The sequence below is a fragment of the Streptomyces sp. NPDC046712 genome (genome assembly GCF_040645695.1).
Lineage (GTDB): Bacteria > Actinomycetota > Actinomycetes > Streptomycetales > Streptomycetaceae > Streptomyces.
On record NZ_JBEYYW010000007.1, the window covers coordinates 91,830 to 113,973 of the forward strand.

At 69.7% G+C, this 22,144-nt stretch carries 21 protein-coding genes and 2 pseudogenes; 12 read left to right on the forward strand and 11 right to left on the reverse strand.

Annotated features, from left to right (window positions below; translation table 11 throughout):
• Positions 1-3 precede the first annotated feature (3 nt).
• The gene (locus tag ABZ939_RS11870; protein ID WP_361852170.1) at positions 4-1,377 is read left to right on the forward strand and encodes a pyridoxal-dependent decarboxylase; all 1,374 of its coding nucleotides are present in this window, start codon (positions 4-6) and stop codon (positions 1,375-1,377) included.
• A 152-nt stretch (positions 1,378-1,529) separates the two neighbouring features.
• Positions 1,530-2,030, forward strand: a complete 501-nt coding sequence (locus ABZ939_RS11875; protein ID WP_361852173.1) for a hypothetical protein — start codon at positions 1,530-1,532, stop codon at positions 2,028-2,030.
• Between the two features lie 106 nt (positions 2,031-2,136).
• Here the strand turns inward: ABZ939_RS11875 and ABZ939_RS11880 are convergent, their stop codons facing one another.
• The 5 genes and pseudogenes from ABZ939_RS11880 to ABZ939_RS11900 form a co-directional block, all read right to left on the reverse strand.
• Positions 2,137-2,652: a hypothetical protein gene (locus ABZ939_RS11880; RefSeq protein WP_361852176.1), complete on the reverse strand. Its 516-nt coding sequence runs from the start codon at positions 2,650-2,652 to the stop codon at positions 2,137-2,139.
• On the reverse strand, positions 2,652-2,897 hold the full coding sequence (locus ABZ939_RS11885) for a helix-turn-helix transcriptional regulator (RefSeq protein WP_055639523.1): 246 nt from the start codon (positions 2,895-2,897) through the stop codon (positions 2,652-2,654). The genes ABZ939_RS11880 and ABZ939_RS11885 overlap by 1 nt, the downstream gene beginning before the upstream one ends.
• Positions 2,898-3,016: 119 nt before the next feature.
• Positions 3,017-4,393, reverse strand: a complete 1,377-nt coding sequence (locus ABZ939_RS11890) for a CAP domain-containing protein (RefSeq protein ID WP_361852608.1) — start codon at positions 4,391-4,393, stop codon at positions 3,017-3,019.
• Between the two features lie 12 nt (positions 4,394-4,405).
• Positions 4,406-5,155: pseudogene (locus ABZ939_RS11895) on the reverse strand (sigma-70 family RNA polymerase sigma factor); the annotation flags it as partial.
• A gap of 327 nt (positions 5,156-5,482) precedes the next feature.
• Positions 5,483-6,031 carry an SMI1/KNR4 family protein gene (locus ABZ939_RS11900; RefSeq protein ID WP_361852179.1) on the reverse strand — a complete coding sequence of 183 codons (549 nt, stop codon included), beginning with the start codon at positions 6,029-6,031 and terminating at the stop codon, positions 5,483-5,485.
• Positions 6,032-6,183: 152 nt separating this feature from the next.
• Here ABZ939_RS11900 and ABZ939_RS11905 point away from each other — a divergent pair, with 152 nt between their 5' ends.
• Positions 6,184-6,567, forward strand: coding sequence for a ribosomal protein L7/L12 (locus ABZ939_RS11905; RefSeq protein ID WP_361852182.1), 384 nt, complete (start codon positions 6,184-6,186; stop codon positions 6,565-6,567).
• A gap of 143 nt (positions 6,568-6,710) precedes the next feature.
• Here ABZ939_RS11905 and ABZ939_RS11910 read toward each other — a convergent pair whose 3' ends face one another.
• Positions 6,711-7,181: a flavodoxin family protein gene (locus ABZ939_RS11910; RefSeq protein ID WP_361852185.1), complete on the reverse strand. Its 471-nt coding sequence runs from the start codon at positions 7,179-7,181 to the stop codon at positions 6,711-6,713.
• Positions 7,182-7,454: 273 nt separating this feature from the next.
• Between ABZ939_RS11910 and ABZ939_RS11915 the strand changes: the two genes are divergently transcribed.
• From ABZ939_RS11915 to ABZ939_RS11925, 3 genes are all read left to right on the forward strand, one after another.
• Positions 7,455-8,156, forward strand: a complete 702-nt coding sequence (locus ABZ939_RS11915) for a type 1 glutamine amidotransferase domain-containing protein (RefSeq protein WP_361852188.1) — start codon at positions 7,455-7,457, stop codon at positions 8,154-8,156.
• Positions 8,157-8,484: 328 nt separating this feature from the next.
• A complete protein-coding gene (locus ABZ939_RS11920) occupies positions 8,485-9,390 on the forward strand; it encodes a LysR family transcriptional regulator (RefSeq protein WP_361852191.1) in 906 nt (301 codons plus the stop codon).
• 150 nt (positions 9,391-9,540) lie between these two features.
• Entirely contained in the window at positions 9,541-12,000 is a 2,460-nt protein-coding gene (locus tag ABZ939_RS11925; RefSeq protein ID WP_361852193.1) for a macro domain-containing protein, read from the forward strand.
• A 141-nt stretch (positions 12,001-12,141) separates the two neighbouring features.
• Here ABZ939_RS11925 and ABZ939_RS11930 read toward each other — a convergent pair whose 3' ends face one another.
• The gene (locus ABZ939_RS11930) at positions 12,142-12,678 is read right to left on the reverse strand and encodes an NUDIX hydrolase family protein (RefSeq protein WP_361852196.1); all 537 of its coding nucleotides are present in this window, start codon (positions 12,676-12,678) and stop codon (positions 12,142-12,144) included.
• 171 nt (positions 12,679-12,849) lie between these two features.
• Between ABZ939_RS11930 and ABZ939_RS11935 the strand changes: the two genes are divergently transcribed.
• Positions 12,850-13,764 (forward strand): oxygenase MpaB family protein, encoded by a 915-nt coding sequence (locus tag ABZ939_RS11935; protein ID WP_361852199.1) that lies wholly within the window; start codon positions 12,850-12,852, stop codon positions 13,762-13,764.
• Positions 13,765-13,968: 204 nt separating this feature from the next.
• Here ABZ939_RS11935 and ABZ939_RS11940 read toward each other — a convergent pair whose 3' ends face one another.
• Positions 13,969-15,687 carry a PP2C family protein-serine/threonine phosphatase gene (locus tag ABZ939_RS11940; protein WP_361852202.1) on the reverse strand — a complete coding sequence of 573 codons (1,719 nt, stop codon included), beginning with the start codon at positions 15,685-15,687 and terminating at the stop codon, positions 13,969-13,971.
• A gap of 826 nt (positions 15,688-16,513) precedes the next feature.
• Between ABZ939_RS11940 and ABZ939_RS11945 the strand changes: the two genes are divergently transcribed.
• From ABZ939_RS11945 to ABZ939_RS11960, 4 genes are all read left to right on the forward strand, one after another.
• A complete protein-coding gene (locus ABZ939_RS11945; RefSeq protein WP_361852205.1) occupies positions 16,514-16,918 on the forward strand; it encodes a hypothetical protein in 405 nt (134 codons plus the stop codon).
• 159 nt (positions 16,919-17,077) lie between these two features.
• Positions 17,078-17,287, forward strand: a complete 210-nt coding sequence (locus tag ABZ939_RS11950) for an HTH domain-containing protein (RefSeq protein ID WP_030315760.1) — start codon at positions 17,078-17,080, stop codon at positions 17,285-17,287.
• On the forward strand, positions 17,287-17,841 hold the full coding sequence (locus ABZ939_RS11955) for a Clp protease N-terminal domain-containing protein (RefSeq protein WP_361852208.1): 555 nt from the start codon (positions 17,287-17,289) through the stop codon (positions 17,839-17,841). The genes ABZ939_RS11950 and ABZ939_RS11955 overlap by 1 nt, the downstream gene beginning before the upstream one ends.
• 121 nt (positions 17,842-17,962) lie before the next feature.
• Positions 17,963-18,310 (forward strand): hypothetical protein, encoded by a 348-nt coding sequence (locus tag ABZ939_RS11960; RefSeq protein ID WP_361852210.1) that lies wholly within the window; start codon positions 17,963-17,965, stop codon positions 18,308-18,310.
• A gap of 106 nt (positions 18,311-18,416) precedes the next feature.
• On the opposite strand, the gene ABZ939_RS11965 is transcribed toward ABZ939_RS11960, so the two are convergent.
• On the reverse strand, positions 18,417-19,607 hold the full coding sequence (locus tag ABZ939_RS11965; protein WP_361852213.1) for a cytochrome P450: 1,191 nt from the start codon (positions 19,605-19,607) through the stop codon (positions 18,417-18,419).
• Between the two features lie 304 nt (positions 19,608-19,911).
• Entirely contained in the window at positions 19,912-20,442 is a 531-nt protein-coding gene (locus ABZ939_RS11970) for a GNAT family N-acetyltransferase (protein WP_361852216.1), read from the reverse strand.
• Between the two features lie 201 nt (positions 20,443-20,643).
• Here ABZ939_RS11970 and ABZ939_RS11975 point away from each other — a divergent pair, with 201 nt between their 5' ends.
• Complete coding sequence (locus ABZ939_RS11975) at positions 20,644-21,147, forward strand: GNAT family N-acetyltransferase (protein WP_361852219.1); 504 nt, start codon at positions 20,644-20,646, stop codon at positions 21,145-21,147.
• 109 nt (positions 21,148-21,256) lie between these two features.
• Here the strand turns inward: ABZ939_RS11975 and ABZ939_RS11980 are convergent.
• Positions 21,257-22,110 (reverse strand): annotated as a pseudogene (locus tag ABZ939_RS11980) (transposase).
• Between the last annotated feature and the right edge of the window lie 34 nt (positions 22,111-22,144).

Here is a 22,144-nt window from a genome sequence, read left to right on the forward strand (position 1 = left end):
GGTATGGACGCGCGCGAGGCGGCGCTCCGACAGGCGTACGACCATGCTGTCCACTGGCTGGCCAGTCTGTCCGACCGCCGGGTTCCCGCCCGCGCTTCGGTCGACGAGATCGTGCGCGCGCTCGGTGCCGACCTGCCCGACGACCCCAGCACGCCCGCCGACGTCGTCGACCTGCTGGCCACGGCCTGTGAGCCGGGGCTCACGGCCTTTCCCAGCGGTCGCTTCTACGGGTTCGTCGTCGGCGGCACCGAACCGGCCGCGCTCGCTGCCGACTGGCTCGTCAGTGCCTGGGACCAGAACTGCGTGATGCGCGTCGTCTCGCCCGCGTACACGGCGGCGGAGGACATCGCCGGCGCGTGGTTGCTCGATCTGCTCGACCTGCCGAGCGACAGCTCCGTCGGATTCACCACGGGTGCGACGATGGCGAACTTCACGTGCCTCGCCGCCGGCCGCGACGCGGTGCTGCGGCGCACGGGCTGGAACGTCGCCCGCGACGGTCTCACCGGTGGGCCGGCCGTGCATGTCATCGCCGGCGAGGCCCGACACATGGCGATCGACCTGGCGCTGCGCTATCTCGGGCTCGGCAGCCCCGACCTCGTGAAGGCCGACGATCAGGGACGCATCGAGCCCGAGTCCCTGCGGCGCGCACTGGCGGGCGGCGGGCAGCGGCCCACGCTCGTGATCCTCCAGGCCGGCGACGTCCATTCCGGCGCCTTCGATCCCTTCGTCGAGACCATTCGTGCCGCGCGCGAGGCAGGAGCGTGGGTCCATGTCGACGGCGCCTTCGGACTGTGGGCAGCCGCCTCACCGCGATACGCCCACCTGACAGCGGGCTGCGCGGACGCCGACTCCTGGGCGACGGACGCCCACAAGACCCTGAACGTCCCCTACGACTGCGGGCTCGCGATCGTGCGCGATCCGTCTGCGGTCCGGGCGGCGATGGGCGAACGCGGCGACTACCTCATCCAGCACGAACACGGCGACCCGATCGACAAGGTTCCCGAGCTCTCACGGCGCGGCCGTGCCTTCACCGTGTGGGCCGCACTCAGATCCCTCGGCCGATCAGGTGTGGCCGACCTCGTCGAGCGGCTGTGCCGCCATGCCGCCACGTTCGCAACAGGCATCTCCGGGATCGACGGCGCGACAGTTCTCAACAACGTCGCGTTCACCCAGGTCTGCGCCGAGTTCGGCAGCGACGAACGCACCGACCACGTACTCGCCCGGCTGCTCGACGAGGGCACGGCGTGGATCAGCGGCTCCACCTGGCACGGCCGACGCGTCATGCGTATCTCGGTGAGCAACTGGTCGACCACCGACGACGACGTGAGGCGCACGCTCGACGCGATCCGGCGCGCAGCCGGCAGCGCGACGGCGTAACACGGCGTCACACGGATGAGCTGTGTCCATGTGGATCACCGCGTGCGAGACTGAGCGGGGGGTTGGTGGGGGTTGGTCCCGGGGGAGGGCTGATGATGAGGGGCTCGACAACTGCCGCAGCGCGGGTGGGCATTGCTTCCGCACTGAGCGGAGTGATCACTCTGCTGGCGACGGGCTGCTCGCCAGAACTCCGTCCATTGGCAGCGGTGTACGTGGACGAGAAGGGCACCGCACACGCGTTGCTGCGTGCGTGTGACGACGACGGTCTGGTACGGGGCCCCGAGCTGCGCGGCACCGTACTCCCCGACACGGAAGGGGCCACCTCGGACGAGTCGGGAGGCGCTGCCCCTGAAGCGTCCCAGCCGGAGGAACCCTGGATCGGCTGGGACACCCGCGGGCCGCACAAGGCAGCGGACTTTCCGCTGTTCGCCCCACCCTCGGCATGGGGAGCCGAGACCCGCGGCCCACAGGCCCTCCAGCCGGGATACACCTACGAGCTGGCGTTCGCCGATCCTGACGACGCCTACGTCTACAGCGCCTCGGTGACATTCGATGCCGGGCAACTCGCACGAGTGCCGTCCGGAGAGGTGTTGACCCTCCGGGGCACCATGAGCAAAGAGGCATTCGAAAAGCTCGCACGCAAGGCTTGTTGACCAGGCGGTCTCGCCGTCTCGGTCAGGCCGCTCCGTATGAGAGGCGTCGACCGGCCCGCTTCTTCGGCATGACGCCGAGGCCGTGCGGACGGCCCTGCGTCCGGGGTTACGCCTCTTCGTCGAGGTCGTCGCTCAGGTCGTCCTGGACCCGCAGCCCGGCCACCCACAGCGGCATCATCCAGTGCACGGCGAGAACTCCGAACAGGACCGGGGCGACGGCCGCCCGGAGCGGTGCGTCGGCGAGCATGCCGTACACGCCGGTGCCGAACGCGGCGGCCAGCAGCAGCCACAGGGTGACGCGGTGGGCCAGGGCGCGCACCCGGTCACGCTCGACCAGCTGACGTTCGTCGAGCATCCGGCCGCGCAATTCGAGCAGTCCACGTGTCGAGCCGTTGAGGACACCGGTGAGCAGGACCCAGGGGACCAGGACCACGGCGACCACGACGGCCGGCCAGAACCATGGCCCGAAGACCGTGCCTATCCAGGCGCCCACACCGACCGCGGTGAGGGCGACATGGGCCCCGACCACCAGTCGGCGCCGGGGCGCGGTGGCGTAGAGCCCCGCCGCCCGGCGGTCGTTCATCAGCGCGTACATGTGCCGGTCGTAGCGCGTCGCGGTCATCACTGCTTCCTCCCGTAGACCTCGTCGGTGAGCGGCTGGAACGGCTCCAGGGAGAACAACGCCTCCACCGGCAGACCGAAGAACCGGGCCACTTTCAGGGCCAGGTCGAGGCTGGGGTTGTACTGGCCGCGCTCGATGTAGCCGATGGTCTGGTAGTGGACGCCCACTGCCTCGGCCAGTGCCTGTCGCGACACCTTCCGCTCAGCCCTGACAACGGCCAGCCTGTTGTGTACCTGCTCGCTCATGTATAAGAAGTACTACATTCATACGCAGGAGTGCAACGCGAAACGGCCAAGGTGACGCCCGGAAATGCAGCGGGTCGGGGCCCGAACACGGACCCCGACCCGGAGAATCGTCCTCGCCGTCAGCGTGCGCCGAAGACCTGCGTCCAGTACGGGCCGCCCTGGTTGTGGATGCCGACCCCGATCTCCTTGAAGGAGCAGTTGAGGATGTTCGCGCGGTGGCCCGGGCTGTTCATCCAGGACTCCATCACCTGCTCCGCGCTGCTCTGCCCCATGGCGATGTTCTCGCCGTACGTCGACCAGGGGTACCCGGTGGCCGTGACGCGCTCGCCCGGGCCGGCGCCGTCGGGGTTGGTGTGGTCGAAGAAGTCCCGGGCGGCCATGTCGTCGGAGTGAGCCTGCGCGGCCCTGGTCAGCTGCGAGTTCGCCGTCAGCGGGCCACATCCCGCCTTGGCCCGCTCGGCGTTGACCAGGCTGATCACCTGGTCCGCGGTGGAGTCCGAGCCGGATCCACCCTGCGCGCCCGCGCCCGAGCCCGAGTCCGGGTTGGAGCTGCTGGTGGTCTTCGGCTTCGGCTTGGGCGCGGGCGATGAGGTACGAGGGGCGGCCGTCTTCGACGGAGTGGCCTTCGCGGTGGGGCTCGGGCGGGTGGACGGGGTCGCGCCGGCACTGGCCGATGTCGACGCCGAAGGCGAGGGGGTCTCCAGGAGGGTCGTCGGCGTCTGCCCGAGGGGCAGGTCCGGGCCGGGAGCCGCGGCGCGGTTCGCGTCCAGGGCGTCCCCTTCCCCGTCGGGCCCGGTGCTCAGGTAGAAGGACCCACCGGTGACCGCCACGACCGCCATGCCGGCGGCGACGACGGCCCTGCGGCGACCGCGCCGCCGTTCCTGCTCCCGGCGCCGTCGGGCACCTCGTGAGCTGCGGGCGCCCGCCTCGAGGGGGCTGACGGTGCTCTGGGTCTCGTACGGCGTGCGGGGCTCGTACGGTCCGCCCTGCTCGTGCGCGGCCATCGGCCCGTCGGCGGCCGACTCGAAGCCGCCCATCGGCCCGGCCTGCTCACCCTGCCTGCTCGTCCCGTACGGTCCCGACGGGGCGTAGGCCGCGCCGTCACCGTAGGGCTCGCCGGTCCCGTACGGAGCCGGGCTCTCGTACGGCGCCGGCGACGGCATGCCGTAGGGCGCCGCGCTCTCGTGCGGCGTGAGTGTCGCGTACGGCATCGACCCGTCGTACGGCGTCGGCATGCCGTACGCACTCGTGGTCTCGTACGCACCTGTCGTGTCGTATGCACCTGTGGTCTCGTACGTACCCGCCGTCTCGTACGTACGGGTCGTCTCGTACGGCCCCGGGGTCCCGTACGTGCCGGCCGTCTCGTAGCTCCCCGTCGTCCCGTACGGCGTCGAGGCCCCATAGACGGTGTCGGAGCCGTACTGCTGCGCCGGGAACGCCGCGGTCGTTGCCGCGGTGAGACCGAAGCCGACGCCCTCCCGGGCGGCGTTGAGCATGAGCACCGACGGGGGCACCAGGAGCAGTCCGGCGAGCAGCCCCTCCGCGGGGACGAGGTTGCTCCACAGGCCGGCGCAGTGCGCGCAACCGCGGGCGTGCCGGGCTATTCGCTTGCGCCACAGAGCGGAGGGGCGGCCGTCCCACGTGCCCAGCTCGGACCGGAGGGCGGGGCACAACGGGCTCTCCGCCAGGGCCCGTACGACGACGCGGGCGGTGTCGAGCTGCGCCTTCATTCGCTGCACCCGGACCGCGGTGTGCTGCGTGGACAGTTCGAGGGCCGCCGCCACCTCGTAGCGGGTCAGCTCGCCGGCGCACTCCAGCCACCACAGCGACAGCAGCGCGCTGTCGTCGGGCTCCAGCCAGCGGGTCGCCTCGGCGGTCTCGCGCCGCTGCCCGGACAGATGCAGCTTGACCACGGCCAGGTCCACGAAATCCGCGCCGGGGTGAGCCAGGTCACGGGCGTCGTCGAGGGCGTCCGTGAGGAGACCGGTCTGCTGCTTGTGCCAGTGGCTGCGGATTCCGTTCATCGCGATGGCCACGAGCCAGGACCGGAAACTGTCCGGAGCGCGCAGGCTCCCGAGCCCGCCGAGCGCCCGCAGCATCGTCTCCTGCACCACGTCGTCGACGTCGTGGTGGCCGTTCATGGCCCGGCCGACGATGTTGTACACAAGGGGCAGATAGGCGGCGATGAGCTGGTCCTGCGCCCACAGGTCCCCGCTCTGCGCAGCCCTCACCAGCTCCGTACCGTGCTGTGTACTCATGCCCTGATTCACTCTGCCTGTCCCGCCTGTTGTCGATGCCCGGCAGCTGGGAGACCGCAGGGCATCCCCCGGATAACAGGAAACGCCGAAAATTCCGCGACACATCTTCGGTGCGGGCTCGAAGCCTGCCGACCGAGCGGCCGAGACGATACCCGTTCGAAGCCCAGGAGCCTACGTCTCGGGAGAACGGTCCATATTGGTCCCGAATCATCTTGAAGGCCCGATATGGGAAGGGGTAATCGAGTCGAACTCGGCTGAAAGGGGTCGGTCTTTGTGGCGTTACTCGGTGCCCGACCGGGCGGTGACCCTGCTTCGGGGAAGCCCTTGTCACGCTTCCAAGATGTCGTGATTGGAGGCGAACGTGTGGTTCTCGGCCGGGAGGTTGTTCAGGATGTCGGAGTGGACCTCGCCGGTGATGACGGACAGGATGAAGCGGGTGCTCTGCACCGCGTGGTGTTCCCATTCCGGTCCGCGGCCGGCGTTCGCCAGGACGGTCCATTCCTCGGGCCGCCCGTCCTTGCCGGTGAGCCAGTAGAGGTAGGCGCCGGTGCCTTCGACGTAGGCGAAGGGGAGCAGGCCGGCTCCCTCGGCATCGAGCTGCACGGGGCGGGGCTCAGGGCCGATCTCCCACAGGCGGGTCAGCACCTCGGCGCGTTCCTCCTTCATCGCCAGGAGGTCGTAGTCGCGGTCCGCGCAGTCGGGCTCGAGTACCCAGATCGTCTCGTCGAAGACACCGCCCCCGTAGGTGTCGACGAGATCCTTGAAGTCCTCGGGCAGGGCGGTGCCCAGGCGCGCCTCGACGTCGGGCCAGGCCCGCGGGCGGCGCTCCGCCGGCGGCGTGACGATCCGGGTGAGCTGTTCCACGTCGGGATGCATCAGGGTGACTCCTGGAGTTGTCGAGGACCACCGGACCCAGGATGTCTGGCCCGGCGATAGCCCGCTACGTCTCCGGACGCCCTGCCCATGGCGTGCAGCAACCGTGGGGATGGTTCACTTGCTGGATAGCTTGAGGCCGCCGGGGAGGGTGCGTGGAAGAGCCAGGATTCCGTGTCCTGCTGACGGAGGCATTAGACCGGAAGACGGAGGCGGTCCGTGCGATCCGGACGGTCACCGGACTCAGCCTCTGGAACAGCAAGCTTCTGCTGGACAGTGCGCCCGTAGCGGTCACGGAACCCGGCTGGCTCGAAGCAGCCCAAGACGCGGCCGGGGTCCTTGAGGCCGCGGGTGCCCACGCGACGGTGCTGTGCGACTGGTGCGACCGCACCATCACCCGAGTGGTCAGCCCGCTCGACCCGGCCCCGTGTAGAGGGCCATGGCCTCCCGAGACCTGCCGAGCGAGTTGCCCACCGGTGACGGACTGGGTACGACCACTGCTGACGAACTCTCAGCCAGGTCTGAGAGACACGCTCTAATTGTGAGCGACGCGTTCGCCTGTCGCTCAACGATGTTGACTGCGTGCGGAGTCGGGTCCCTCGGCGCTCAGGCGAGACGTACGAACCGGACGGACTCGATCGATGGCACGTGATCTCCTCCGCGGCGGTACCGAGCCGCCCCGTCAGACCACCAGCCCTCTCCCGTCGCGCAGCCGCTCGGCGAACGCCCGCGCGGCTGCCAGGTCGCCGACGTTCGGCCGCTGCTTGTTGAGACCGCCGACGAGCTTGAAGGGCGTCCAGGTGTCGAACGCCCGGCACGAGAAGCTCCCGGCCACCTCGAAGCCCTTGCCTTCGAGGACCCGGATCAGGGGGCGGGTGAAAGGCGCCGGCGGAATCTCGGGGAGCCCGCTCGTGGCGAACACGAACGCTTGGCCCGGCCTGGCGGGCAGTGCCTTGACGAAGTCGGTCAAGCGGGGGTGCAACCTGCCGTAGAAGACCCCTGAGCCGAAGCCCACGAGGTCGGCGTCGGACAGCTCATCGAGGTCGGCCTCCTCGGGGGCGACGACCTTCGCACCCAGTACCTGGGCCATGGTGTCGGCGACACGACGCGTATTGCCGTGTGACACGGAGGCGCACACGATGACGGGCTTCATCCTGACGATCCCTTCTTTCGATTCCGTAAGAAGGACAGCGCAGCGGGCGCCGGATGTGACATCACGCCTCTGTTGCGTCGGCCAGGGCGGCGGGCCGCCCGGCTCCCCGGGCCGGCTACCCCGATCCGAAGCGGCCTGCAACCGCGCTTCCATAAGATTCCTTATGGAAGCGAGGATGTGGATGGAAGATCCGTGATGGAACCTGAGGTTGTCCCGAGAGCCGCCCCACACGATGCGGCGCACCTCTAACTATTGATAAGGCCAGGCAACCTCATGTCGAAGATTCTGATGGTCATCTCTGCCGCCACCAGCCTGAAGCTGGCCGACGGGTCCACACACCCCACCGGCTACTGGGCCGAGGAGGTCGCGGCCTCGCACAAGATTCTCAAGGCCGCCGGTGCGGACGTGGACATCGCCACCCCGGCCGGCGCCCGCCCCACCGTCGACGCGCTCAGTCTCAGCGACCAGGGCGGCGTCTCCGAGGGTGACGCCGAGAAGTTCCGGTCCTACCTCGACGGCATCGCGGATGAGCTCGCGACACCGCTCGCCCTCTCCGAGGCGACCATGGACGACTACGACGCGATCTACATTCCCGGAGGTCACGCCCCCATGGCCGACCTGGCGCAGGACGCCGACCTCGGCCGCCTGCTCAACGAGGCCGACGCGCAGGGCAAGACCGTGGCCGCCTTGTGCCACGGTGTCGTGGGCCTGCTGAGCGCGACCAAGGACGACGGCGGCTTCACGTTCGCCGGCCGGGCCCTGACGTCGTTCACGGACGAGGAGGAGAACCAGGGCGGGCTGGGCGAGAACTCGCCGTTCCTGGTCGAGACCCGGCTGCGGGACCAGGGCGCGGTGCTCCAGACCGGTCCGGCCTGGAGCAACACCGTCGTCGTGGACGGCAACCTGATCACAGGCCAGAACCCGCAGTCGAGCACGGGTGCGGCCGAGGCCGTCCTGAAGGCGCTTGCTGCCTGAACGGAGCACCACGCTCGGTTCGATCGAGCACCTCGCGCGATCGAAGCGAGCATCTCGCGTTGTTGATCGGCCGGGAGTGAGTGGCAACAAAGGCCGCTCACTCCCGGCCGTCGGACCGTCCGTACCGCACCGGATCTGCCAGCACAGCGAGAGGAGCGGCTCACACACGTCCACGGCATCGCTCCTGAAGTCACCCCGGCCCCCCACCCCGGCTCCACGCCACGAACCTGCTTCAGCCCTCCCGGCGGAACGTCCTCCCTACACTGAACTGCCACGCCGCACGGACCGAGCGACCGGCGCCCCCGGGAAACCGATGGAAGAAGGACGCGTGCCGAGCCTGGACCTGCTGGCCACATTCCTGGAGATCTACCGTGCGGGCTCCATCTCCGCCGCCGCCCAGCGGCTGGGCGTGACCCAGCCCGCCGTCACCGGACAACTCGCCCGGCTCGAGGAGCAGATCGGCGAGCAGCTGTTCGTCCGTTCCCGCCAGGGCGTCACCCCCACACCCCGCGCCGCCGCCCTCGCGGCCGGGGTGAGCCTGCACGTGGACGGACTCCGCGACGTCCTCAGCTCGACGGAGACCGAGCCGGCGCTGCGCGGAACGGTACGGATCGGCGGCGCGGCCGAGGCCATGACCGTACGAGTGCTCCCCGCGCTCGCGCCGCTGACGGCCCGCGGTCTGCACCTGCACGCGACGCTCGGTCTTGCCCAGGACCTTCTCGCCGAGCTCACCGCGGGCCGGCTCGACCTGGTCGTCTCCGCCGTGCGGCCCACACACCCGGCGACGCTCGCAGTGCCGCTCGTGGACGAGGAGTTCCTCCTCGTCGGTGCGCCGGCCGCCGCCCACACAGTGGACGCCGACAGGCTCCGCACCGCCCCGGCGGACGCGCTCGCCGCTCTGCCGCTCGTCGCCTACGCGGAGGACCTGCCGATCGTACGTCGCTACTGGCGCAGCGAGTTCGGGCAACGCCCCACCAACCCCGTCGCCCTCCTCGTCCCCGACCTCCGCGCCGTCCTGTCCGCCGTCGAGGCCGGAGCCGGTATCTCCGTACTGCCGCGCTACCTCGCCGAACCGGCCCTGGCCGCAGGCAGCGTCGTCCAGCTCCACCACCCCGAGGTTCCGCCGCTCAACACTCTCTACCTCGCCACACGCCGGGGCGCGCCGGCGAACCCGGCCACTGCCGTCGTACGCGACCGGCTCATCGAGGCGGCAGCGCACTGGGGCGGACTCTGACCCCAGGACGTCCGACGCGCAACCCCACCGGACCCGTCCGGGACTGTCCCCTCACCATGGGCGGGCCCCTCGGGTCGGGGCGCCGGGTGTTGTCAGTGGCGCGCTGTAGCTTCGGATGCGTTCGAGAGATTGTGCGAGACGGGGGAATTCATGGGTGTCGAGCGTGCCTTGAGGGTCGTTCTGGTCGACGTCAACGACAAGGTGGTGGCGGCCTGGCGGTCCGCGTTCGCGGACACGCCCGGGGTCGAGATCCGGCGGGGCTCCATTCTCGATGTGGATGTCGACGCGTGGGTGTCGCCCACCAATGCGCGGGGCCGGATGGACGGTGGGGTCGACGCCGTCGTCAAGCGGTATCTCGGTGCCGGTATTCAGGTGCGGGTGCAGCGGGCGATCCGTGATCGATTCGGCGGGAGTCTGCCGGTGGGCAGCGCGGTCTGCGTCCCGTCCGGGGGAGCCGTACCGCGGTATCTGATCTCGACGCCGACCATGCGGCAGTCCTCGCAGAACATCAGCGAGACGATGAACGTGGCGCTGGCCTGCGCGGCAGCGTTCCAGGCGGTGCATCTGCAGAACCGGGAGGCGCCCGGCAGCATCCGGTCGGTGGCGCTGGTGGGGATGGGTGCGCAGACAGGGCGGGTGCCCGCGCGGATATGCGCCAATCTGATGTGGACGGGCTACACCCTGTTCCACGATCACGGATTCGCGGACTACGACGAGTTGCGGGCCGCTGTGCTGGGGCAGCTCGAGGACATCGAGAGCGCGGGAGCCGCCCGGCGGGTGCGGATCAACGTACCGAAGCAGCCTTCCTCTTGTTCGGACACGCACACTCAGCAGGCAGGCGCCGCACAGGGCGGGGACGCCGGCGGCGACCTCGTCGAAACCGTTCAGCATGCCGGCGGGCCCGAGGGGGCGCCCGGTTCGATACCGGGGAGTTCTGCCCTCGTGAGTGACGTCAACATTCCGGCCGCGGGCGAGACGGGTTCCTCGGCAGGGGACCCGCTGGGGCTGACCGAGCTGTTCACCGGTGGGGGTGAGCCGTGGCTGCCTTTGTTGGGTCCGGTGATCGAGGCGCAGCCGGGGGCTGCCGATTTCATCGGTCCGAAGCGCAGTCCGGAGGTTGTTCCGGTGCGTGAGTTGACGTTCCAGGCGCTGAAGCCGCATCCGCCGCAGAAGTGGAAGGTGGTCGCCTTCGGACAGAACCCGTATCCGCGGGCGGAGAGCGCGACCGGCATCGCGATGTTCGACAACACCTTCAACGACTGGAAGGACAGTCAGTTCGGTCGGGTGGTCAGCATTCGCTGCATCATCAAGGCGGCCGCGATGTGGAAGTACGGCATCGCCAAGAAGACCCCGATCGGCGACGTCCGGGCCTTGCTGAAGAAGGAGGACACGGTTCAGCCGCCGGAATGGTTCCAGGCGATGCTCACCCAGGGTGTCCTGCTGCTGAACGCGTCCCTCACGGCGAGTGCGGACGGGGCGCTGCCGACCGATCGGCACACGTCTTTCTGGCGGCCCGTGGCCGAGCAGATCGTCGAGGAGATCCTCCGGGCGAAGCAGGACGCGGCGGAGGAGGACCGGGGTGTGGTGTTCGCCTGGTGGGGCGCCCATGCCCGGAGCCTCAAGAGGGTCGTCCAACGGCTGGAGAAGAAGTACCCCGGGGTCGAGGTCCGGCACCTGGACCACGCGAATCCGGCGGCGCAGGGGGACATCTTCTGCGAGGGAGACCACTTCGCCCAGGTGAACGATGCCCTGGCGGCGGTCGGGGCCGAGCCGGTCGACTGGCTGCCGCGGAAGGGCTGGGACCGGGAGGCGGCGGGTCCCGGCGGCTCGGAGGGTGGTGCTGTCGCGGAGCGGATGGGGGCGTTCATCGCGTCGACGATGGAGCTGCACCAGCTGTATCTGGAGCGGCTCACGAGCGTCAAGGACGAAGGGCTCGTCCTGCCGCCGATCACCGGGGTGTTCGACACGCCGCTGGTGGATTTCCGGAAGGCCGTCGAGCCGGTGTCGGGAGTGCTCGCGAATCTGCAGCGGCACATCGAGCGGTCGATCCGGTTCGGGGAGACCAAGGTCGCGACGGCGCAGGCGGAGGGCGGGCTGTCCGGCGAGGGGGCGAGCGGGGACGGATTGTCCGCGGACGCGATCTCTGCTCTGTACCTGTACACGTGCGAGTCGGCGTTCTACCGCGAGATCAACGCCGTGCTGCGTTCCCCGGACCGGGAGCGGCTGGTGCCGTACCTGCCCTATCTGCGTTTGCTGTTCTCGGCAGTGGCGGCGCTGCCGGCGCAGAAGCGGCCGTTGTGGCGCGGTGTGGCGTTGGACCTGCGCTCCCAGTATCCGGTGGGGCGGACGGTGACGTGGTGGGGCGTGTCGTCGTGCACGTCCGAGTTGAGCGTGGCCCGGGCGTTCCTCGGGAGCCGTGGCAGGCGGACCTTGTTCGAGGTCACACCGGCGCGGGCGGTGGGGATCCGGCGGTTCTCCGCCTTCACGGGTGAGGAGGAGTACATCCTCGCGCCAGGCACGCAGCTGGAGGTGACGGAGGTGAAGGCCGAGCGCGGGGGCCTTTGCACCGTGCGCCTGACCGAGCTGGAGGGGCAGGGATTGGTGTCCTAGGACGAGTTCGAGACGGCGGGACGTCGCCTGCGGAAGCCGGCGCGCTCAGGGAGCGCGCCGGCCTGGCACAACGGCGCCCCAGGGAACCCGGGCCGACGGGTGGGCGACTGCCGGTTGTTCGGCAGCCCGTACGGGGAGCCCTCAGTACGCGTGGCCCACATGCGCGAGGGCCTGCTTCAGCAGCACCCCGTGGCCGCCCGGCATCTCGCTCTGCAAGGCTGCTGAGGCTGCTTCTTGAGGGCTGAACCAGACCAGGTCCAGCGCGTCCTGCCGCGGGCGGCAGTCGCCGGTCACCGGCACGACGTACGCGAGCGACACGGCGTGCTGGCGCGGGTCGTGGTACGCGGTGATGCCTGCTGTGGGGAAGTACTCGGCAACCGTGAAGGGCTGCAAGGACGCGGGGACGCGGGGGAGGGCCACCGGGCCGAGGTCCTTCTCCAAGTGCCGTAGCAACGCGTCGCGGACCCGCTCGTGGTGCATGACGCGGCCGGACACCAGAGTGCGGCTGATCGTTCCGTCTGCGCCGATCCGCAGGAGCAGTCCGATGCTGGTGACTTCGCCGCTGTCGTCGACGCGCACGGGGACGGCCTCGACGTACAGGATTGGCATCTGGGCCCTGGCCGTGTGCAGCTCGTCCGTGGTCAGCCAGCCGGGGGTGGTCTCGGTCATGTCAGACATCGCTTGATCATACTTTCAAGCCCGCTCCTCGGCCCAGGTCGCGTGTCTGCCAGCCGGGTGGGAGTTCGGGAACGGAGCGTGTCTGTGGCTGGGTGCGGGGGATTGCTGACTTTCTGTAGCGGAGCCGGCCGTGCCCGGCGACTCGCACCTTCGTGGGCGCATACTGACCGCATGGGATGGCCGCCTCCCACCGTGGTCGGCCTGAGGGAACGACTCGGCGGCGAGCTCTTCCGGCGCGTCGCCGGCCCTTCGGGCGAGAAGACGCGCGCCCGTATCCACGAGACGCCCGGGCCTCGCTGGTTCGGCCCCGAACGTCCGATCCGTACGGTCCACGGCGACGCCGCGATGTTCGCCGGGGGTCTGGCGGCACTGCTGCTGCAGTCGCTGCACCCGCTGGCCATGGCGGCCGTGGCGGCCCATTCGGGGTTCCGGGGCGACCCTTGGGGCAGGCTGCAGCGGACCAGTACGTTTCTCGCGGTCACGACGTTCGGCACGGCCGATGACGCACGACGCGCGGTGGAGCGCGTCCGTGCGGTCCACGAGCGGGTGCGGGGCACGACTTCTGACGGGCGGGCGTACCACGCGTCCGATCCGCATCTCCTGGGCTGGGTGCACGTGGCCGAGGTCGACAGTTTCCTGCGGGCGCACCGGTGTTACGGGGCGTCCCCGCTCGACGCCGCGGGTTACGACGGCTATGTGGCGGACGCGGCCCGGATCGCGGAGGAACTGGGCGTGGAGCGCCCGCCCCGGAACGTGGCCGAGCTCGCGCGGCGGCTGGAGGCGTACCGCGGCGAGCTCGACGGGACCCGCGAAGCCCGGGAGACCGCACGGTTCTTGCTGTTGAACCCCCCGATTCCCTGGCAGGCCCGGGCGCCGTACGCGCTGCTCGCGGCGGGTGCGGTGGAGCTGCTGCCGTCGTGGGCACGTGAGCAGCTGGGTCTTCCCTTGCTCCCCCGGCCGGCGAGGGCGGCCGGGCGGGTGGGCGGGCGGTTGGCGACCAGAGGGATCCGCTGGGCGATGGCTCCTCCGCCGCCGGACGCGGTCTCTTTCCCGCAGCTGCGGACCGGCGGACCGTCGCCTCGGTGAGGACCAGAGCCTGTTCGGCGGGGTACGGCTCCGCGGTTCCAGGGGCCGACGCAAGGGCGACCGCCCAGGTCGGAATATGCCCGCGAACGTGCGTTCTTTGGCGCCTGCCGGAGTGGACTGCCGCCATGTGGACGGGGCGAGATGGTCCCACCGCTGGAACCAGCCCCGGTGGCGCCCCGGGCCGACCTGACAGACGCCGCGCACTCAGTCCACCTGGATGGCCAGCACGCACGCGTCGTCCTCCTGGCCCGCGATGTCCGGGTCGGCAACCAGCGTGTCGATCAGCTGCTGCGGTTCCAGCGAGGGCGAGGCCGCCACCGCGTTCGCCAGGCGCTCGATCCCGACGGTCACGTCCTCGTTCCGGCGCTCGACCATCCCGTCGGTGTACAGCACCAGTAGATCGCCCTGACGCAACGGGGTCGACGAGGTCTCATAGGCGTACCCCGGCAGCGCGCCGAGGAGCGGGCCGCGCTGCTCCGTCCCGAGCAGCTCCACGCTGCCGTCGCGCAGCAGCAGCGGGGCGGGATGGCCGGCATCGGCCCAGCGCAGAAACTTGTCGTCGTCGATGTGACCGGCGACCACCGTGGCCGTCTGCCCCGCCGGGTCGCTGCATACCAGCTCGTTCAGCCAGGTCGTGATCTCGCCGGCGGACGCGCCCGTCTGCGCCAGTCCCGCCAGGGCGTGCCGCTGCTGCGCCATGCGGGCCACGGCGTCCAGGCCGTGCCCCGACGCGTCGCCGATGGCCACGAGCACCCGGCCGTCCGGCAGCAGTCGGCACTTGTACCAGTCACCGCCGACCGCCGCGTCCGGTTCGGCAGGGCGGTAGGAGGCCGCCACCGTCAGCCCGACCGCCGCCAGCGCTTCAGAATGCGTGGGAAGGATCGCCTCGCGCAGCGCGTCCGCGACCCGCCGCTCCGCCTCCGTCTGCCGCCGCAGCCGGTCCGACTCCCGCTCCGTCTCGGCCAGTCGCCGCCGACTTCGGATCTGCGGCGTGAGATCGCGGGCCACCAGATTGACCGCCCACGGCCTGCCGTCCGTCCCCGCGACCGGCCGACCCAGCAGGTCAAGGGTGCGGAGCTCTCCGAGCACGAGAAAGCGGATCCGGGTCCAGGCGGGCTCCTCGCCCGCCAGCACCGAGGCGAGGAACTCGGAGAACGCCGTCAGATCGTCCGCCAGCAGCGCGTCACACAGCTGCTCCAGCGACCAGGGCATGCGCACATCGGCATGGAAGATCCGGCTGAGCCCCTCCGACCAGGTCACCTTCCCCGAGAGAAGATCCCAGTTCCCCCACCCCATCGACGCCAGGTACTGCGCGTCGATGGTCAACAGCTCGGCCTGGCTCTGTACGGGCCGCCACGTCGCCAGCACCTGCTCACCGCACCGGGCCGCGGAGTACAGCAGCGGAGCCCGGTGGATTCGTCCGAGCCGCTGCTCCGTGTAGTCGACCACCCGTCCGGACAGCGGCCGGCCGTTGTCCACCACTTCCGCCAGGGCGGCCAGCAGACCCGAGTGCGCCGCGCCAGGGCGCGCCTCCAGGAACCGCTGTCCGACCTGGCGGTCCGGCGCCTCCAGCCAGTCCGCCGACCGGACGCGGTTGCCGGCCGCGATCCGGAAGTCCAGGACGGCCCCGGCCTCGTCCCACACAGGTTCGAGCAGCACCGCCGAGGCCGGAATCGCGGGGAGCACCGAGCACAGCCCGCTGTCACCCGGCTCGTGGGTGCTGCACAGACACCGCGAAACCCCGTCCGTCTCGGCCGTCGGCGGCAGCACCGACTGGGACTGCAGCGGCGACGCCAGCGTCGTACCCTGCGCGCCTCCCAGCGGGCGCTCCGCGGTGCGGCGCACCGCGGCACGCAAGGAGGAGACCTCACGGCCGATCATGCCCTTGAGCGCGTCTACGGTGTCGGGCAGGGGAAAGCTCATGTTCGCCTCCGAGAACCACGCGATGCGCCACTCGCCTCCGAGGGACCGGCGACGACGCCAACCACTCGACTCGCATCGGATCGCGGCCCCAATGCCCCGGCCGCCATGGGCGCAGGTGCCCCCACGTAATGGATCCATGCGCCGACGAGGCCGGCCGTGCGTCGCAGGGCCCGATCGATGGCAGCCGGGGGCGCGCACTGTCGACGTCGGCGCGTTCGATCAGTGGCCCTGGTCCGCCCTGACCTGTTCAGCGGCCAACCGCGCCGGGCCGCGGAGGTCGTAGGGAGCCGTGTGTCAGCGCCTGCCACGCAGGCCGGCGACTTCCACGAGCCACCAGAGTTCTTCGAAGCTCGACCAGCGCGTTCGCGGTCCACACACGATTGATGGCCCCTTCGGCCTTCGGGTCGGCACGGCTTCCCCCTTCGTGCCCAGTCGGCGATCGCCGTCATCTGCCCAATCCGACCGTCCGCGAATCCGACGCTTCACCTTGTGGGCTGGCCGTGCGCTCCTGCGCTTGGAGTGCTTTCTCCAGCTCACGGTCGCGTCCTGTGAACGCCGCTCTCGTCGTCGCCCGGTACGACGGCGCGCACGAGGCGACGTTGACCAGGAGACGAGCGCCCGCGACATCGGCCTGAGCCAGGCCCAGGTTGGCCAGGTGCTCCGCGGGGGAGCCCACCGGAGAGCAGCCCATTCACCCTGGGCTGCGTGCTTCGTCGGCTCTCCCCTCGTGCCGCCATACGGTGGGAAAGCGGGCTGCCGGCCCTAACTGAGACCCGCGCCCAACTAGGGCCTGTCCGGCGGATCATGGTGATGGGAGAGTGTGCCCGTGAGTTACAGCATCTTCCTGCTCCGGTTCGTGGACGGCGAGGTCGTGCCCCTGGACGCCGAACGGCTCCGGCAGGTGACGGAGCCGTACGTGGTCGTGGGCGGCCTGGAGGAGGGTTTCTCCCAGCTCCGCGCGGAGGATGGTGGCGAGGCGGACCTGTACCACGCATCCCATGGCGAGGGCGGGATGCCGTGCGTGACGGCGACGCACTTCGCCCGCGGCGCGATGAGTGGCGTGCTCGCCCGGCTGGCGGCAGCCCTCGGGGCCTCGATCGTGCCCCAGGACGGTGGCGCGCTGATCTTCCACGAGGACGACCGCCGTCACCTTCCTGCGGAACTCCAGGGGCAGGCGGTCGTCATAGCCCCCACGGCGGACGCCTTCCAGGCGGTATTCGACGCGCTCTGAGGGTCTCCGATCCGGGTGACGCCGGCGATCGGTCGCGCGGCGCAGGAGTGGCGGTGTGGGTGGCGCTTGGGTCCAGGGGAGGGCGGGGCAAGCAGGCCGGTCGGGAGTCACCTGTCAATTAAGGTTGACGCGATGCGAGTGTCAACGTAAGTTGACAGCATGACCGATGCGACCGATCTCGCCGCGCGGGCGGGCGACCGCGACCCCCGGGTCGGACTCCGGGCCGTCTCCGCTCTACGGCGACTGCTGGAACAGCTGGAAGCCGTCCAGGTGCGCAGCGCGCGCAACCAGGGGTGGTCGTGGCAGGAGATCGCGACCGAACTGGGTGTCAGCCGACAGGCCGTCCACAAGAAGTACGGGAGGCAGTGATGTTCGAACGGTTCACGAAAGCCGCACGTTCCGTGGTGAAGGGGGCGGTCGAGCACGCGGAGCGCGACGGCGCGACGGTCGTCACCCATGAGCATCTGCTGCTGGCCCTGCTCGACCGGGAGGACACCCGGGCGGCGGCCGCGCTGCGGCAGCTGTGCCCGCCGGACCGCCGTCCGTCCCTGGTGGCCGCTCTGGGCGACGCCCGGCGCCGGGCGGGGTTGTCCCGGGCGGACGCGGAGGCCTTGGCGGATCTCGGCATCGACGTGGGTGAGATCGTGGCGCGGGTCGAGGAGACCCACGGCGCGGGCGCGCTTGCGGGTGACCGCAAGGACTCCGGATGGTGGTCGGGCCGCCGGTCCTTCTCGCGGGAGGCCAAGACCGTCCTGGAGAAGTCCCTCCGGGTGGCGGTCGCCCGCAAGGACCGCGAGATCGGCGACGAGCACATCCTCCTGGCGCTCACCACGACCGGCGGGGTCGTCGCAGAGGCTCTCGCCGACCACGGCGTGACATACGCCTCCGTCGACACCGCGGTCTCCAGCCCGACGGCCCTCTGACCCTCACGTCCGGCCAGGGGAGTACTGCCGCCGTACCCTCTCCGTACGCGACGGCCGCGCTCCAGGTCGGCCCCCCGAAACGCCCCTGGAACCGGCGACGCGTCTTTGCGAGACTGCCTCCGTGGCAAACGAAGCGCCTGATGACGCAGCGATCGCGACCATGGCCGTCCTCTTCGATCCCGAGCCGGGTACGTGGGGTCTGCGCGGCGACCCCTATGTGTGGCGGGCACTGCGCGACCGCCTGTCCGGTACGGACGTCCCGCCGTCGGTCGATGAAGTCACCGCCCTGCTGCGGGAGGCGTTCGGCGAGGTCGTGGGTCTCGACCTCGCCGACGCCGAGGGTTCGGCCGTCTATCGCGAGCAGTACGCCCACGGTGGGATGTCCAGCGGCATGATCCACCTCGACACATGGCGCCGGCACCTGATGCCCTTGCTTGTGGAGCGTGCCAGGGCCCTGTTGGGCCGCTGACCACGACCGGGGCCGCCAACCACCGGGCCAGCCCGCCGACTTGGCCGGCCGTCGGTCCAGGGCACTCCAATGTTCCCGTGGAGGCCCACTCGTCACCGGCTCGCGGTCACACGTCCCAGGTGACCGGGAGGCTCTTCACCCCGTAGATGTCCGCGGTCTCCGGCCGCAGGGCAACGTCTTCGGCCGGCACGGCCAGGCGCAGCGTGGGGAAGCGCTTGAGCAGCGCGGAGAACGCGACCCGCATTTCGACACGGGCCAGCTGCGCACCCAGGCACAGATGGATGCCGTGGCCGAAGGCCAGGTGCCCGCCGGACTCCCTCCGGATGTCGAGCACGTCGGGATCGGCGAAGCGCTCGGGGTCGCGGTTGGCGGTGTTGTACGACAGGACGACCGTCGTGCCGGCCTCGATGGTCTGGCCGCCCACCTCGACGTCCACCAGCGCCGTCCGCATGAACGACTTGGCGACGGTCAGGTACCGCAGCAACTCCTCCACGGCCTGGTCGATGAGCGCGGGATCGGCGCGTAGCGCGGCCAGTTGCTCCGGGTTCTGCAGCAGCGCGAAGGCCCCGAGGGCCAGCATGTTCGCGGTGGTGTCGAATCCTGCCGCCAGCAGGATCAGGCTGATCCCCTGCAGCTCCTCATCGGTCAGGTCGCTGTCGGTGAGTTCGCTGAGCACGTCGTCTGTGGGGTTCGCACGCTTGGCGGCCACCAGCTGTGCGAGGTAGTTCTGGGTCGCGGTGTAGGCCGCCAACAGGTCCTCGTCGCCCGTCTCCCCGTTCATGAACTTGTCGATCTGTTCCTGGAAGGAGTCCCGGTCCTGGTACGGCACCCCCAGCAGCTCGCAGATGATGATCGTGGGGATGGGCTTGGCGAACGCGGTCACCAGGTCCGCCGACGGTCCGCTCTTCTCCATGGCGTCCAGGCAGTCGGTGGTGATCTGCTCGATGCGCTCGGTGAGCAGCCGCATCCGCCGTGCGGTGAACTTGCCCACCAGCGGCTTTCGGTAGCGCCCGTGCTGCGGTTCGTCCATGAGCAGGAACTCGCCGGGCGGCGCCGGAGGGAGTTCGAAGTCGACCACGTTCAGGAGCTCCTTGCGCGAGCTGAACCGTGAGTCGGCCAGGACCGACCTGACCAGGTCGTATCCGGTGATCAGCCAGCCGGGTTTTCCGCCGGGGTGCGTGTAACGACTGATGGGGCCGTGCCGGCGGGCGTCGAGCAGCTCTGCCGGCGGGTCGAAGGGGCAGCCCGGCTGACGCTCCGTCGGCAGAGTCGTGACGGTGTGGAGGGATTCACTCATGTCCATTCCTCATCTCGCGACAGCACGTGTTTGACGCACGTCGAAAGCTACGTTGCGTTCAAAATGCCGTCAATCGACCGGAAGGCGTCTTCCCAGGTGTAGCACGGTAAATTGATGCAATGACGCTGCGAGTGAATGCAATGGTGCGTTGCAATGAAGGTGGCGCCTACGTCCGCTGGTGCAATGCCCGTGCCGAGCCGGAGACCATCGTCGCTCCTGACTCACTCATCCGGACCTGGACCCGGTACCCGACCCGCGCCGCCTGACCACCCGCGGGGGGTTCAGAGGCAGCGGTTACTCGCCCCTATCGGGCGAGGGGCGATTTGTCGGTCGCAGCCAGACGGCGGGCCAACACGCGGGTGGTGGTGCCGTCATCCTCTTTGATGTCCCGGACATGCTCGAAACCAATTCTGCCCAGCAGAGTCAGTGAAGCCTCGTTTGGTGCGGCCACGGTGGCATACACCTTGGTCAATCCGAGGGTGTCGAAGCCATAGGCGACGAGAGCCTCCGCCAGCTCGGTCCCTAGCCCGGACCCCCATGCCGTCGGCGCCAGAGCGTAGATGATCTCGTGGCCTCCGACGACGTCGGTCAGCTTTATCTCGGCATGCCCGACCAGGAGTCCGTTGCGACGAACAGCCCAGACATCGAACAGGTCCTGGGCATAGACCTTCGAGAAGATCCGCCCGAACAGGGCCCGGTCTGCTGCTTCGGAAGCAGGGCCGTCACCCATCCACTGAGACACCCTGGTGTCCTGGAACAGAGTGACGAAGCCCTCCTCGTCCTCGGGGACGTACGGCTCCAGAAGTAGTCGCTCAGTGCGCAGAGTCGGGGTCACAGATGGCGAAGCTACCCACGCGACATCCGAGTCGGCAAACCAATTTTCGCCTGCGCTGACATCGCCCTTCTCATCGCCACACCCCACATTGTCTGGCGCTGCAGGCCGAGCTGTCATGAGGAGCCATTTGCACGGCCGACCATCCGAGCTGAGGCACCAGTACTCCAGCTGTAGTTCGTATTCGTGGGGCAAAGTGGGGGCATGACTACGTACGAGACGATGTCGTTCCACCTTGAGACCGAGCGGCTGATACTGCGGCCGTGGGACGAGTCGGACGCCGCTGAGTTCTGCGCCCTCCTCTCCGAACGCGGCAAGGGGACGCCCACGGTTGAGCACATCCGGACGTCCATCGCGGAGCTGCTCACTGCGACGGCGACTACGGGGATCGCCCTGTTGCCCATCCAGCGCCGTGACGAAGGCGACTTCATCGGCTACTGCGGGCTGATCATCGGCCGCTCCAACGTAGAGGAGCCTGAAATCGCGTATGAGCTGTTCCAGCGCGTGCATGGGCGTGGCTACGCCACCGAGGCGGCCAGCGCGGTGCTCGATGCCGCTATCGCAACCGGGCGGAAACGGCTCTGGTCGACCGTCGGTGCGTGGAACACACCGTCGCTCCGTGTCCTTGAGAAGCTCGGGTTCGAGCGGGATCACGTTTCCACGGAAGACAACGGTGAAGTGGTCTGGCTCACACGCTCGTTGCCGTGACGCGAGAGCACGCCCCCGGGGGCTTCATGCTCGCGTGCTCGACTGCGCTCTCCGGCGGAGCGCCAGGCATGCCGAGATCGGTCAGTGCTCCAGGTGTAGATCGTGATCTTCATGTCTGGGCTGCGGCTTGTCGACGGTAATGGCTGGGCTGTGATCGTGCCTGATGGCGGCGTCGCCAGTCGGGCCAGCCGATCCGGTGAGCGAGGTCGCTCGGTGGCCGGACGACGATGGCGAGAAACAGGTGCTGGATCTCGTTGCAGGTCAGCGGGGCCAGGTCGTCCGAACCAGTGCGCCTTGCATGTTCCTCTGCGCGGACGACGGGAGGGTGACCCAGCGGCGCCAGGACGAGCAGCGGCGGACCTGGTGTTCATCGAGTCCGGCCAGCCCCTTCCCGGCCTGGAAGGTTTCCTCCACCCGCCACCTGGATCCCGCCGTCCTGACCAGGGTGCGCAACCGAGCCGGCCCGGTGGAATGGCAGCGGTAGTAGGCGAGTTCGCCGGTGGTGCGGTAACGATGACCCTTCGCGCCGGGGCTGGCGGACAGCTTCTGCCAGGCCCGCTTCGGGAGTTTGCCGGCCAGCACGTCGGCGCGGAACCTCCCTGCACCGGTGGCCAGTTCGGCCGAGCAGGCAACCGCGAGGACATAGCCCAGACCGCGTTCTTCCAGGGCCGCCCGCGTTTTCGGGTTGCCGCCGTAAACTTCATCGCCCTCACCCAGTCGATATGGTGCCCGGCGTCCAGGAACCGTTCGATCACCGTACGGTCCAGCTCCGGCTTGGTCGCGAAGACGGCGTCCTCGGCCAGCCCGGCCGCCCGACAGCGGTCTTCTTCACGTCGCCGGTCTCGTCCACGACCAGGATCGCCTCCTCGTCGTGGAGATGCTCCACGACAGCAGCCCCAGCATCAAACGCCCGGCCCGCAGTCGGGGTTCGACCCGGGCGAAGCGGCCCGCGACACGGCCCATGGCCACCTCGAACGCATCCCGCCAACGGCCTGGA

Excerpts from the sequence above, each read along its gene's own strand:
- ABZ939_RS11870 (WP_361852170.1), top strand. The coding sequence starts at position 4 with ATGGACGCGCGCGAGGCGGCGCTCCGACAGGCGTACGACCATGCTGTC.
- ABZ939_RS11880 (WP_361852176.1), bottom strand. The coding sequence starts at position 2,652 with ATGACCGCGACGCGCTACGACCGGCACATGTACGCGCTGATGAACGAC.
- ABZ939_RS11885 (WP_055639523.1), bottom strand. The coding sequence starts at position 2,897 with ATGAGCGAGCAGGTACACAACAGGCTGGCCGTTGTCAGGGCTGAGCGG.
- ABZ939_RS11890 (WP_361852608.1), bottom strand. The coding sequence starts at position 4,393 with ATGCTCAACGCCGCCCGGGAGGGCGTCGGCTTCGGTCTCACCGCGGCA.
- ABZ939_RS11900 (WP_361852179.1), bottom strand. The coding sequence starts at position 6,031 with ATGCATCCCGACGTGGAACAGCTCACCCGGATCGTCACGCCGCCGGCG.
- ABZ939_RS11910 (WP_361852185.1), bottom strand. The coding sequence starts at position 7,181 with ATGAAGCCCGTCATCGTGTGCGCCTCCGTGTCACACGGCAATACGCGT.
- ABZ939_RS11915 (WP_361852188.1), top strand. The coding sequence starts at position 7,455 with ATGTCGAAGATTCTGATGGTCATCTCTGCCGCCACCAGCCTGAAGCTG.
- ABZ939_RS11925 (WP_361852193.1), top strand. The coding sequence starts at position 9,541 with ATGGGTGTCGAGCGTGCCTTGAGGGTCGTTCTGGTCGACGTCAACGAC.
- ABZ939_RS11930 (WP_361852196.1), bottom strand. The coding sequence starts at position 12,678 with ATGTCTGACATGACCGAGACCACCCCCGGCTGGCTGACCACGGACGAG.
- ABZ939_RS11935 (WP_361852199.1), top strand. The coding sequence starts at position 12,850 with ATGGGATGGCCGCCTCCCACCGTGGTCGGCCTGAGGGAACGACTCGGC.
- ABZ939_RS11940 (WP_361852202.1), bottom strand. The coding sequence starts at position 15,687 with ATGAGCTTTCCCCTGCCCGACACCGTAGACGCGCTCAAGGGCATGATC.
- ABZ939_RS11950 (WP_030315760.1), top strand. The coding sequence starts at position 17,078 with ATGACCGATGCGACCGATCTCGCCGCGCGGGCGGGCGACCGCGACCCC.
- ABZ939_RS11955 (WP_361852208.1), top strand. The coding sequence starts at position 17,287 with ATGTTCGAACGGTTCACGAAAGCCGCACGTTCCGTGGTGAAGGGGGCG.
- ABZ939_RS11965 (WP_361852213.1), bottom strand. The coding sequence starts at position 19,607 with ATGAGTGAATCCCTCCACACCGTCACGACTCTGCCGACGGAGCGTCAG.
- ABZ939_RS11975 (WP_361852219.1), top strand. The coding sequence starts at position 20,644 with ATGACTACGTACGAGACGATGTCGTTCCACCTTGAGACCGAGCGGCTG.